At 42.9% G+C, this 12902-nt stretch carries 8 protein-coding genes; 2 read left to right on the top strand and 6 right to left on the bottom strand.

Going from position 1 to position 12902, the window contains the following annotated elements; all coding sequences use genetic code 11:
- The 3 genes from PN447_RS13525 to PN447_RS13515 all read right to left on the bottom strand — a co-directional run.
- Positions 1-347: exopolysaccharide biosynthesis protein (locus PN447_RS13525; RefSeq protein WP_271763565.1), on the bottom strand; the 347-nt coding region annotated here is incomplete at its 3' end.
- 73 nt (positions 348-420) lie between these two features.
- Positions 421-1347 carry an N-acetylmuramic acid 6-phosphate etherase gene (murQ, locus tag PN447_RS13520; RefSeq protein WP_271763564.1) on the bottom strand — a complete coding sequence of 309 codons (927 nt, stop codon included), beginning with the start codon at positions 1345-1347 and terminating at the stop codon, positions 421-423.
- A gap of 60 nt (positions 1348-1407) precedes the next feature.
- Positions 1408-1845 carry a DUF3110 domain-containing protein gene (locus PN447_RS13515; protein ID WP_271763563.1) on the bottom strand — a complete coding sequence of 146 codons (438 nt, stop codon included), beginning with the start codon at positions 1843-1845 and terminating at the stop codon, positions 1408-1410.
- Between the two features lie 261 nt (positions 1846-2106).
- Here PN447_RS13515 and PN447_RS13510 point away from each other — a divergent pair, with 261 nt between their 5' ends.
- Positions 2107-7671: a translocation/assembly module TamB domain-containing protein gene (locus PN447_RS13510; protein WP_271763562.1), complete on the top strand. Its 5565-nt coding sequence runs from the start codon at positions 2107-2109 to the stop codon at positions 7669-7671.
- A gap of 155 nt (positions 7672-7826) precedes the next feature.
- Here PN447_RS13510 and PN447_RS13505 read toward each other — a convergent pair whose 3' ends face one another.
- Complete coding sequence (locus PN447_RS13505; RefSeq protein WP_271763561.1) at positions 7827-8906, bottom strand: aromatic ring-hydroxylating dioxygenase subunit alpha; 1080 nt, start codon at positions 8904-8906, stop codon at positions 7827-7829.
- Between the two features lie 263 nt (positions 8907-9169).
- On the opposite strand from PN447_RS13505, the gene PN447_RS13500 reads away from it, so the two are divergent.
- Positions 9170-9580 (top strand): heavy metal-responsive transcriptional regulator, encoded by a 411-nt coding sequence (locus PN447_RS13500; RefSeq protein WP_271763566.1) that lies wholly within the window; start codon positions 9170-9172, stop codon positions 9578-9580.
- 39 nt (positions 9581-9619) lie between these two features.
- Here PN447_RS13500 and PN447_RS13495 read toward each other — a convergent pair whose 3' ends face one another.
- Entirely contained in the window at positions 9620-10318 is a 699-nt protein-coding gene (locus PN447_RS13495) for a BON domain-containing protein (protein ID WP_271763559.1), read from the bottom strand.
- Between the two features lie 187 nt (positions 10319-10505).
- Entirely contained in the window at positions 10506-12374 is a 1869-nt protein-coding gene (gene ftsH, locus PN447_RS13490; protein WP_271763558.1) for an ATP-dependent zinc metalloprotease FtsH, read from the bottom strand.
- Positions 12375-12902: the final 528 nt, after the last annotated feature.

Below are 12902 nucleotides of genomic sequence, written 5' to 3'. Positions count from 1 at the left end.
CCCCCCCGCGGCCGGGAGATGGCTTCAATCCTTTGGAGCCAAGGATTTCCTGCTTGTAAAAATTTCTGGACTGTTGTTAGTTTTATGGGATGATTCATCATTTTGGGGGGTAACCAGGGGATTTTCGCCCCTATCATTAGCTGTACAGCCAGCAAAAAAATCAGGATACCGAAAGGAGTGGAGTAACCAGGCGCAGGAACGGGTAAAGCCGAAGGAAGGGACAGAATCACCATTAAAAACCCAAAACCTCGCTCCTTGGCTAGCAACATAATTTCTGCCAAAGTCACTTCAGGGGATTGGTGGTCATCAAAAAAGTAGCGTTGTAACTCTTGGGATAGTCTAGCCATAGATGAGCAAATCTGAGTGAATTTGAATCAAATAATCATAGAGGTATGTTCGGCAAAAAAGATTGATAGTTTCTTAATCTTTTTGGTGATTTTTGTAACTAGCAATAGCCAGCCTGAGATTACCTTGGTGTTGTGCGAGTAAGCGATCGCCAGCCTCCTTTTCCAAACCAGTCCAGTGCATGAGTAACGCTAGCTTAACCCACTTCCCACTACGTTCGAGTAAAAAACCGGCAGCTTCGCGACTTAAACCTGTTAAGTCTTGTAACATTCGTAAAGCGCGATCGCGTAACTTGTGGTTAGTTACTGCCACATCCACCATCCGATTACCATAAACTTTACCCAGCTTCACCATCACCCCAGTAGATAGGATATTTAAGGCTAACTTTGTCGCAGTACCAGCCTTTAAACGAGTTGAACCAGCCAGGATTTCCGGACCAGTTAATAAGCGAATATCAACATCAGCATCAATGCGCACCTGTTCTGTAGGTACACAAGCCATGAAAATGGTGCGAGAACCACGTTGACGGGCTGCATTGAGCGCTCCATGAACAAAAGGAGTAGTTCCGCCGGCAGTAATACCCACTACTACATCTAGTTGAGTCACCTGTCGTTGAGCAATAGCCGCCTCACCATCTTCGCTACGGTCTTCTAAATCTTCAGAACTGCGCACCAATGCACCAGCACCACCAGCAATAATACCCTGTACCAACTCTGGGGGGGTACAAAAAGTAGGTGGACATTCAGCAGCATCTAACACTCCTAACCTGCCACTAGTTCCTGCCCCCACATAAAATAAACGTCCTCCCTGACTCAAACGTTCTGCGGTTAAATCAATGGCTTGAGCTAATTGAACTTGAGCAGCCGCCACCGCCGCCAGGGCCTTTTCATCTTCCCGATTAAACAAATCCACCAACTCAATAGAATTAAGCTGGTCTAAGTTAAGACTATGAGGATTTACCTGCTCAGTTAATAGATAGCTGCGTTCCTGTAAATTTGACATGGCCGACATCTTGTATAAATCGTATGATTGAAACCTTTCTTCCCCCATTCCCCAATTAACTCACAATAATCCTTCTAATTGACGACGGATTTTTTCTAGTTCAGAATCAGACATTTCTGGTGCAGCTGGTGGGACTTGCTGAGAACGGTAGTCCTCACTAGCATCCGACATTTGCCAGTCAGTATGATCCAAGTTAATTTCTGGGGGTATGATTAAATCACTGTTAGCCGGAATAATTTCCCATTCATAACCAGCACTTTGACAAAAATCCTTAATTTCCTCAGCATCGAGCATTTCTACCGTCGGGTTAGGGAAATCCTGAGCTTCCAGTAATAAAGCAAAGCGCAGAGCATCATCTTCTGACTCAAACATCAAAATTTTATTGCGTACACCTCGGGAATGGGACGCCGAAGCATCAGCCACCCGAATTGAGTGAATGCCTTCATTTTCGGTGTTAACATTGAAAATTAATACAAAAACACGCATGGGCGTAATCATCTATCTTGTGTTTAGGAATCTACCTAATATTATTAAAGGTTTCAGCGGTGCATCTGAAAAACAGACAGCTATAAGATTAAATTTATTCAGATTGTTGATATGGGGGGGTGTCGATCCCATTCCCCAAATCAAAAATAGGTTTTGTATCCTGGAAGAGGCGATGGCTAACACCACGCCCCCAATGATAATAATTTATTTCATTAGTCACCGGATACATCCAGCCAATGGCTAAGGCCATCCTCCCCTATCAGCAAAACCATAATGAGTAAATCTCCCCATCAAAATGATCATTCCCATTCATCCCCTCACAAGAAACGCCACAAGAATCACCCCAGGCGTTTGTGGTTGGGCGCTTGGAGTCGCGGTAGCATTGTCCTGAGCGGACTGTTGCTAGTGCCAATGACCTTGTTAACAGGGGGTGGTATATGGCGGTTGCAGCATTTCCTCCACAAAGAATTAACACCCCTAGCCGCAACCAGTATCACCAACACACTCAACCGTCCAGTCAACTTGGGAGAAGTTACAGGTTTTTCCTTGACAGGGTTACAATTTGGTGCATCTAGCATCCCTCCTACACCCACAGACCCAGACCAAGCTGTAGTGGATGCTGTGGAAGTGGGTTTTAACCCGTGGCAATTAATTTTTCAGCGTCAACTTCAGCTAGACGTCACCCTAGTTAACCCCAATATTTACATTGAACAAGATGATCAAGGGCGCTGGATTACTACTGAAATTTCGCCGCCTGGTCAAGCAGGTTTGATTAAAACTGATTTAGACAAACTCCGGTTTCGCAATGGCAAGTTGGTATTGAAACCCCAACCGGCAGATGATCAAGTCCAAGATCAGACTGAGAAATTTTCTATTACTCCTGTAGGATTTTCACAAATTAATGGCACAGCCCAACTCTTAGAAAAAAACCAACTGATTAAGTTTCAACTTAGGGGTGAAGCGGATAGTGGGGGGAGTATTGCTATTCAAGGAGAGGTGATTCCCCAAACATTAGCATCTAACTTACAACTGCGATCGCAAGATTTATCCGCAGATCAAATTACCGACCTGATCAAATTACCTTTTGACTTACAAACAGGTAAACTTAATGGCAACTTGCAGATTCAACTCACCCCAGACCAGCCCCAGCGTGGCATTCCAGGGAAGCTAGTCTTAGACGGCTCTGCCCACTTGCAAGGGGTAACAATGCAAATTCCCAAGACACCGCAACCTTTTCTCAATACCCAAGGGCTGATCCGCTTCCAAGGGAGGCAGATAAAACTAGATAATGTTGCTGGTAACTACAGCAAAATTCCTCTAGTAGCTACAGGAATCATTGACCTGGATACAGGCTTTAAATTAACAGGGCGTGTCAATGCTGTCAGTGTGTCCCATGCTCAAGAAAGTCTCAACATCAAACTCCCGGTAGGTGTAAGGGGACAGTTACAAGCTGACTTGCAACTAGTTGGCCCCATAACTAAACCAGTCCTCTCAGGGTCAGTATCCACTACCAAAACCGCCATTGATAAGATAGATTTTAATTATATTACTAGTAAATTTGAATTTATTCCACATAATAATTTAGTTAGCTTGAGAAATATTCAGGCAGAACCCGCAGTTGGTGGAAACATAAAGGGATTTGGCGAAATTACATTAGGAGCAACACCCCAATTAGATTTTAATTTTGCAGCTGAGAATATTTCCGGGGATGCGATTGCGCTTCGCGCTGCACCGGAGGTAATGGCACAACTTTATGAAACAATACTACCCTCCAAGAAAACATTATTTCAAATTGGTACTGTTTCCGCCACAGCCCAATTGAGTGGTGCTGCTGATAATGTGCAAACTCTAGTGAAATGGCGAGCCAATGAAGCCACCTATCCTGCGAGCGGTGAAACCATTCTCGCCCCAGATGGTACTGTCGCCTTTCGCAATGTACTCTTAAATGTGGCAGGTGGTATGGTGCGAGGTTCTGGTAATTTTGCCAATGGGCTTTGGCGAGGGGATATGCAAGCGGCCAGTGTCGGATTGAAACCTTTTGTAGATGAAAATCAACTGCAAAATATCTCTTTGACCGGCGCAGCGTTTAATGGTCGTGTAATCCTCGAAGGCAGGGTAGAACCATTTCAAATTGCCAGCATTCGCACCGAGGATGCCAGAATTAACATTGCTGGGGGCACAATTGCAGTTTCCGATGTCCAGTTGCAAAACCAAGAGTTTTCCGCTCAACTAGTTGCTAATGGTGTGAGACTAGCGGACATCTTCAAAGAATCTCCCCCGTCCTTGGATGGCTCCTTGGCGGGTAAGTTTCAAATAGTAGGTAACACACAAAACTTTGAACTCAACACTTTACGTGGCACTGGTCAGGGGCGGCTGAGTCTCCCCGGTGCCACCATAACAGCTTCTAAGATTCAATTAGCTCATGGTTTATATCGAGCAAAACTGCAAACTACTAATCTGCCTTTACAACAGTTGGTAGCAGTACCACCTGAATTTCAGGGAGGGTTAACTGGTCAATTAAATGTAGCCGGGTCTGTTTATTCCTTTGGACTAGCAACCATTCAAGCACAGGGTGAAGGACAGTTAAATGTTGCAGGGGGTAAGATTAGGGCTGCTCATATCCAACTAGCTAACGGTGGCTATCAGGTGCAGTTTGATGCGACTGGGGTGGAATTAAATCGGTTCAATGACCAGTTACGCGGTGATTTGGCTGGTAAGTTCGAGGTGTCCGGTATCTTGGGGTCTACAACTTTAGCTGATGTGCGCGGGTCGGGACAAGTGGAATTGTCTCGCGGTCTCCCTGCTATTGAAAGACCTTTGATTGCCGCAGTAACTTGGAATGGTGAAAAGCTGGCTATTCAACAAGCTAATGCTACTGGGTTAAATATCAGTGGTGATATATTTACTAATGCTCAAATCCCTGGTATACCTAAAATTACTGACTTAAATCTCCAAGTCCAGGCGCAAAATTATAACCTAGAAGATTTACCCATGAGTCTGCCTAATCAATTGGCTGTGGCGGGAAATCTGGATTTTCAAGGACAAATCACTGGGAATTTACCTTTACCTAATGTGACAGGAAAGGTGGGTTTACGAGATTTGGTTGTACAAAATGTCGCTTTTGAACCTTTCTTAACTGGAAATATTCAGTCAGCTAGGGGTGGAGGTTTGAGTTTAGATTTGACGGGAAATACAGATAGGATTGCCTTAAGCTTAGATGCTCAAAATCGCCCCCAACGGTTTTTAGTCAAGCGGGAACAGTCCTTAGCTACAGGTGAAGCACAAGGAGATGATTTGGCTGTTAAGGTGGCTAACTTTCCTTTAGACATTTTAAATTTGAGACCATCGCCAAATCTGCGCCTAGGTGCTGGTACGGTGAGGGGGGTGTTGACTGGGGATTTACTTCTGAATCAGCAGACTTTGACAGCTAGAGGAAATTTAGCAGTGGTATCTCCACAACTTGGCTGGATTAAGGGCGATCGACTAGGGTTGGAATTCCGCTATAGTGATGGTGAAGCTACAGTGATCAGCAGCGAACTGCTCAAAGGCCAGAGTCGTTATGCTATGCAGGGCAATTTTGCTCAAACTCCCCAAGGTCCCCAACTCCAAGGTAAGTTGAATGTCACCCAGGGTGATATTCAAGATGTGCTCACGGTAGCGAAAATATTGGAATTACCAGATTTACAAGGGGGTGCTGTTACCCCATCTACCTATGGTACGGCTACAGATTTGACAACTCAACACAGGGGATTAAGTCAAACGACTCCTTTATTAAACCAACTGGAACACTTTGATAAAATCGATTCCGAGTTGACAGCACAAGCTGAAGAACGCCTCAAATCTAGTCCTATACCAGATTTGGCTGATTTAAAAGGAATTTTTGAGGGGGAGATGGCTTTAGATACTACCAGCCACGGGGATTTATCAGTAGAATTTAATTTGAAGGGTGAAAATTTTACCTGGGGTAAAAAAGCAACCCGTCGTTTTTATAGTTTTGACAACATCATTGCCCAAGGTAATTTCCAAAATGGTATTTTGCAATTAAGACCATTACGAATTTCTGTAGACAATAGCCTTTTGTCTTTTACAGGTAATATTGGCGGTGATGATCAATCAGGTCAATTACGGGTGAGGAATTTTCCGGTACAGTTAGTAAATAATTTCCTCAAGCTCCCAATAATTGGTGTTTCAGGTAATCTCAATGGTAGTGCTGCGTTAGCCGGGAGCATTGCTAATCCCCAAACCAAAGGGGATTTAGAAGTTACAGAAGGAACATTAAATGGGGTTTCGGTGGAGTCAGCTAGAGCCAGTTTCAGTTATGCTGATGGACGCTTCAACTTTGGCAGCACTGTTTCTATTGTGGAAACCCAGCCAATTAATATTACTGCCAGTATCCCCTATCAGTTACCTTTTGCCTCAGTCTTACCAGATAACAATCAAATTAGTTTGGATGTTCAGGTGAGAAATGAGGGATTAGGAATATTAAACCTGTTGACTAATCAGGCGGTATTTGAAGGGGGCGAGGGAGACGTAGATATTGCAGTGCGCGGTACTCTAGAAAAGCCAATAGTAAATGGGATTGCGTCGGTAAATAATGCTACATTTAGTTCTTATATACTACCGGAAAAAGTTAAAGGTGTTACCGGAAAAGTACTGTTTGATTTTGACCGCATTTTAGTAGAAAACCTCGAAGGTCGGTTCAGCCGAGGTAAAGTCGTAGCATCCGGAGAAATTCCCATTTTCAACAATGCACAACCCAATTTGGAGAATCCCCTGACTGTTAATATTAGTGAGTTAGTTTTGAATCTGGATGGCTTGTACCAAGGAGGTGCTAGTGGCAATTTACAGATTACAGGTTCGGCTCTCAACCCGGAAATTGGCGGTCAAGTGAATCTATTCAACGGTGAGGTTTTATTAGCTGCTGCTAACCCACCAGATGCTAAAAATAGTAAAGGTGCAAAAGCTTCTACCCTGAAATGGTCATCCTCTCTCCAAGAACCTACTCCCAGTCCAGGGGTTATATTTAATAATTTAGCTCTGCAACTCGGTAAAAATGTCGCAATTATTAATCCACCTCTTCTGAGCTTTACGGCTTCAGGTAACTTAACGGTGAACGGTTCCTTTACTAAACCAATACCTGATGGGACTATTAGCTTAGAAGAAGGTCAGGTGAATTTATTTACTACACAGTTTAAGCTGGCTCGTGGTTACCAACATACAGCCACCTTTAGAGGTAGTCAACCCCTTGACCCAGAATTAGATGTGAGGTTAGTCACCAAGGTACTAGACCTAGTTCAGAGTGGTGATTTCACACGCCCTAATAGTTTGGGGTTAGCAGCTTTAGAGAGTGTTCAAGTTGAGGCAAATGTCCAAGGTTTTGCCAGTCAATTAAATGAAGTCCTGCAACTTACAAGCAGCCCATCGCGATCGCAAACTGAAATTGTCGCTTTGTTGGGGGGCGGGTCGATCAGTGGTCAGGGAGCTAGAGATACTACTTTAGGCCTGATTAATATTGCCGGATCTGCGGTATTTAGCAATTTGCAGTCAGCTTTTAACGAGCTTGGTAGTGCTTTTGGCTTAACTGAACTGCGTATATTTCCGACTATTCTTTCTCAGAATCCCGAAGCAGGAAGAAACAATTCTACCTTAGAATTGGCAGCAGAGGCGGGTATTGACATTTCTACTAAGGTTTCTGTTTCAAATATTAAAATTTTGACCGCCAAAGATCCTTCACAATGGGGTATAAACTATCGAATTAATAACCAACTGCGCCTACGTGCTTCCACTAATTTAGAGGATGACAGTCGTGCTGTAGTGGAGTTTCAAACGCGATTTTGAACTGACTCCAAGGGGAAAAAAAGAAAAAATTGTGAAAAATTTAGTGTTAATTTATACGATTTCTCCTGGGGATAGTTGTTATACTCATATTTAGGTTCTACCTGGGAATTATTGAAGTGGCTCTGCCACTTCATTTTTATAGAAATTTGCCTATACTAATCATTAGATTTGCTATCGCGCCACGTTGCAGGGGGTTCTCTGATCTCACTGTGCGATCGCGCTAATTGCCAAGTCTTTAACATCAGGGGTTTTTGTTGTTCCAGATGGTTAACAAATTGTGTGATTGAATGGTCTGCTTTGATGGGAGTTTTCAAATCAAAATTAATGGATTGAAAAATTTTCAGATGATCTTTAATCAAATATCTAGCTGCAATTTTAGTCAGCCACAGCAAGACGCGATTATATAACCAACCGGAAATCCCCCCACGTTTCTGACTAATCAGTATAACTTTACCTTCAGATTTGCTCCCTTCCAACAGGCGTAGAGCCACCATAATGTGAACTTGGAATAAATTCGTCCGCACTGTCACAATGTTAGTGCTACCATACCAATAGCAGATATTCTGGACAATATTTTTACACAAAGGACGAATCAGCCGGAAGAAAATTGAACTTTTAGCGATAGATATTGTATTGCTGAAGATAATAGCATTTTGATTAATTTCTTGGTTGTCAAAATTAATTTTTGATGCTAGTTTGTGAACGGTATTAAAATGTTGGGCATCGATAGGATTAATCATCACCGCGTTAGGGTGAGAGTTAACCAAGAAATCATTACCAACAGCCACATCACATTCCTTGTTTTCTAACTCTGGAACAAAGGGTAAAGGTTGTTTGGGTATGTCTCCAGTCCAAACCCAAATCATGCCATATTTCTCAGCGGTTGGCCAAGTTTTTAACCTGACGGCAATAGGCTGATCTAAACATGGAATATTAACACAGAATCCTTGTTCATCAAACTGCCAATGATGGAAAAAACAGCGCAGTTCATTACCCTCAACCTTCCCTTGACCCAGGTGAGCGCCCATATGGGGACAGTAAGCATCAACGATTACTGCTCTTTTATCTTTACCACGGTAAATAGCCAATTCTTTCCCCAAAACTTTGACAGGCTTTACCTCTTTGACCCGCAGTTTTTTTGATGGTATCACCCAGTACCATCCCTCAACAAAACGTTCAGGATGATTAAAAATTCTCGGTTTATGGGTTGAAATCAGGTTATGCTTAACATTCATTTTCTAGTTTCGCTTGAACTGAAGCGGTTAATCTAGAAATAACATGAGAATTTGGGAAAAACGGTTAATTTCAGTACCGAGAAACATAGTTGTAAAAGTAAATTAATCAAGATAAGTCCTCTGTTGATGTCACATTGCAGGGAGCAAATATAATTGTTATTTTCTTATTAATTAAATATAAAATAATCACTAGATAGGTCTGCGACTCTTGTAGCTAGTCCTAAAGGATGTTATACTTAGCACGAGAGTGGGTAAAGTCTACCGTGTTAAATCAGGATAAAAAACTGTTTTTAATTGGTCAGGTAACAAGTCTGAGTGGAATTGCCATCAGAACAATTCGCTATTACGAAAGTTTAGGCTTAATCAAATCATCAGGACGCACAGAGGGAGGTTTTCGCCAATTTTCTATAGATGTGCTCACCCGGTTAGCTTTCATTAAAAGGGCCCAAAGTTTAGGTCTAAGTCTGGAAGAAATTGGCGGTATTCTAGCAGTTTATGACCAAGGGGAACCCCCCTGTGGTGAAATTAAAGAAAAGTTAGTAGAAAAACTGTCCCGAATTGATAGCCAAATTACTCAGTTATTGACTTTACGTGGACAAATTGGGGACTTACTGGCTGGATGGCACCATAAACCAGATCAGCAAGAGGATAAAATTTGTCCAATTATCCAATAACACCCCGTCGGGGCGGGCTATGGGAAATAGATGTACAGGTTAATCTTCACCCAAAAACTCTTGCTCTTCTAGGTAACGAATAGCCAAGCCATCAACCACCTTCACTACTCCTTTAGTATAGGTAGCTGTGTTATGTGCTGCTCTCCACGCTCCCCAATTGGGAACAAAGCCGGTGAGGGTAACTCTACCATTTTCCACTATGACATTGACATCCTCGGCTTCCACAAAGGTATTGCGTTCTAAAGCATTCTCAATAGTTCTGGCAATTTCTTCATCTTCTGGTCTCTTAGTGGGGACAACAGCTAGTTCATTGATAATATCAATTACTCCGGTAATGGCGTATGCTATGTCTTGCGCCTGAAATTTTTTCCAATAAGCGTCTACTGTCCCCCGTAAAGTTAGTAACCCACCGATAACGCTCACGTCAATTTTGTTAGCATCAATATCTGGATCCCAACTAAGAGCATTGGCTACATTGGATGCGATTTCTTCATCTATGGGAACAGGAATTGTACTAGGGTACTGCACTTGTAGGTGATTAATTACCTCCGATATTCCCGGTATTTCTTTTGTATCTTGTTCTGCTATGCTTTTGGCTCGATAACTAGGTACTGTTCCCCGTAGGGTGACTTTGGTATGATCAACAGTTACACCTACATCTGCCGCATTTACACGGTCGTCCCAATGCAGTTTTTCTACAACTTTAGCTTGGAGTTCTTCATCTATGGCTATAGTCATAATTACACCCGTTTAATTGCTGTGTTCTCAGTGCAGCCGCCTTAACTGACTCTAATATTAATTAGATTTGCTTTTCCTCTCTCCTGGGAGATGTATTGAAAATTTTGATTTATATACTTAGGTAGGATGCGGAATTTATGGGGAAGTGAAACAATATTCAGCCCGCGTGAGCGAGCTGAATGTGTACTTAGTAAGATACAACTAGTGTTTCATCGCTGACTTTGGTATATTGGGTGACGATTTCTCCGAAGAGTTGACCCTCAATAGTTTCCTGGTCTAACAATAAATCAACTAAATATTCCAAAGCTTCGCGGTTATCTTGTAATAGTTTTTTTGCTTGTAGGTAGGAACTGTTGACAATTTCGCCGACTTGAGAATCAATTTTGGCGGCAATTTTTTCAGAATACTCTGATTTACTCATCCAGTCGCGCCCCAAGAAGACTTCAGTGCTTTGATTTTCTAAGGACAATAATCCTAAATCAGACATCCCAAACCGTGTTACCATTTGTCTGGCCATGGCTGTAACTTGTTGCAAATCATTACTTGCACCTGTTGTTACTTCTGGCTGACCGAAAACAATTTCTTCGGCGGCGCGACCCCCCAATGTGGCGGTAATTTTGGCTTTGATTTGAGATCGAGAAATTAACCCCTGCTCTTCGTTGGGTGTAAACCAAGTTAGTCCTAGTGCTTGACCCCGGGGAATGAGTGTGACTTTCTGGACTGGGTCATGGTCTTTGAGTAGTGTGCCGATTAGGGCGTGTCCCACTTCATGGTAGGCTATGAGGCGCTTGTTTTTGCTATCGACTAAGGCCGTACCTTCCATACCTGCTACGACTCTATCTATGGCATTATCTATTTCTAGAATGGTAATCGCTTCTTTGCGTCTTCTAGCAGTGAGAATGGCTGCTTCATTGAGTAAGTTGGCTAAATCTGCACCAGTAAAACCAGGAGTTCGCCGCGCGATCGCATCTAAGGATACACTAGAGTCAATCTTCTTATTGCGTGAGTGGACTTGCAAAATTTCCGCACGTCCTTTGAGGTCTGGGGCGTCAACCATCACTTGTCGGTCAAAGCGTCCGGGTCTGAGCAATGCTGCATCTAAGACATCAGGGCGGTTAGTCGCAGCAATAATAATAATACCTGTGTTACCTTCAAAACCATCCATTTCGGTGAGCAGTTGGTTGAGAGTTTGTTCCCTTTCGTCGTTACCGCCACCGATACCAGTCCCCCGCTGTCTTCCCACTGCATCGATTTCATCGATAAATATTAAGCAGGGGGCGTTTTCCTTAGCTTTTTTAAATAAGTCCCGGACGCGCGACGCACCTACCCCCACAAACATCTCTACAAATTCCGAGCCGGAAATACTAAAGAAAGGTACACTAGCTTCGCCGGCGATCGCTTTTGCTAGCAAAGTTTTACCAGTACCCGGAGGGCCGACTAATAAAACTCCTTTGGGAATGCGTGCGCCTACAGCAGTAAATCTTTCTGGCTGCTTGAGGAAGGTCACCACTTCTCCTAGCTCTTCCTTGGCTTCTTCCACCCCAGCGACATCATCAAACTTGACACCAGTTTTTGCTTCCATTTGAAAGCGAGCGCGAGACTTGCCAAAATTCATGGCTTGATTAGAAGCATTGGCGGAGCGTCGGAGGAATAATAACATTAAAGCCATCAGTGGTAAAATCCACATGAGGTTAATTAACAGTCCCACAGCTAACCTGCTGTTAGCAGAGGAAACCTGACCAAAATCTACGTCTTGTTCTATGAGTGTGTTAATTAACTCAGTGTTTTTTGCTAACAGCCTGACTCTTATTGGTGGTGCATCAGGAGCTTGTCCCTTGAGATAAACCTTGGCTATCTGTTCTGTTTCGTCCAGCTCTACTTTTTTTACTTCCCCTTGTTTAGACTTATTAATTAACTGACCATAAGTCAGGGAGTCGCCCTCGGCTTTTTGCCCCCAGGCGGGAGTACCCATAAAAATACCTGGTAACATCAGTAAACTGGCGACTAAGGCAGCTGTACGCTGTTTTCTCAATGACTTTTTCCCGACATTTTCCATAATAATTACCCTTTGTCTAGTGGCATTAGCTGCGCCCTGAATTTATGCCTATGTTTTCGGCAAAAATTACTCTAACCAGAAATTATTATTTTATTATCTAGTCTAACTTCTAGACTAAGCTTAACCCACTAACTCTAGTTTCTTTGCCCGGGTATGGAATATTTGCCCATAATTCCCCGCCTAGCAGCCCAGCCAGATGGGTATTAATTCCTCAGATATAGTCCTATGGTAGTTCAGTCCGATTCTGTGGCATTTGACGAGAGAAATATAAATATGTAATATTTAAAATAAACATAATCGTAATGACTCCGCCTTTACTATATGGTGGTGTTGTATTAATATCTTGACTTTATGGGTGAATTATGGTAAATATTGTTGGCCTTGGTGGTATAGCAACAGCCAAGGTAATTTAAGCATAAACTATAAGTAGTCCCTTTTCATGTGAAGCGATCGCTTGCTATAGGTATATGCCCAAGTCGTACAGTTACGACCTTCGTCAAAAGGTCATCCAAGCTATTGAACTCGATG

This window comes from Anabaena sp. CS-542/02 (assembly GCF_028331085.1).
Taxonomy (GTDB): Bacteria; Cyanobacteriota; Cyanobacteriia; order Cyanobacteriales; family Nostocaceae; genus Anabaenopsis; species Anabaenopsis arnoldii.
The sequence above is the reverse complement of the archived record's forward strand: the minus strand, read 5'-3'. Positions and strand labels throughout refer to the sequence as shown.

What these genes read in the sequence shown, in the direction of transcription:
- murQ (WP_271763564.1), bottom strand. Translation starts at nt 1,347, where the DNA reads ATGTCAAATTTACAGGAACGCAGCTATCTATTAACTGAGCAGGTAAAT.
- PN447_RS13515 (WP_271763563.1), bottom strand. Translation starts at nt 1,845, where the DNA reads ATGATTACGCCCATGCGTGTTTTTGTATTAATTTTCAATGTTAACACC.
- PN447_RS13510 (WP_271763562.1), top strand. Translation starts at nt 2,107, where the DNA reads ATGAGTAAATCTCCCCATCAAAATGATCATTCCCATTCATCCCCTCAC.
- PN447_RS13505 (WP_271763561.1), bottom strand. Translation starts at nt 8,906, where the DNA reads ATGAATGTTAAGCATAACCTGATTTCAACCCATAAACCGAGAATTTTT.
- PN447_RS13495 (WP_271763559.1), bottom strand. Translation starts at nt 10,318, where the DNA reads ATGACTATAGCCATAGATGAAGAACTCCAAGCTAAAGTTGTAGAAAAA.
- ftsH (WP_271763558.1), bottom strand. Translation starts at nt 12,374, where the DNA reads ATGGAAAATGTCGGGAAAAAGTCATTGAGAAAACAGCGTACAGCTGCC.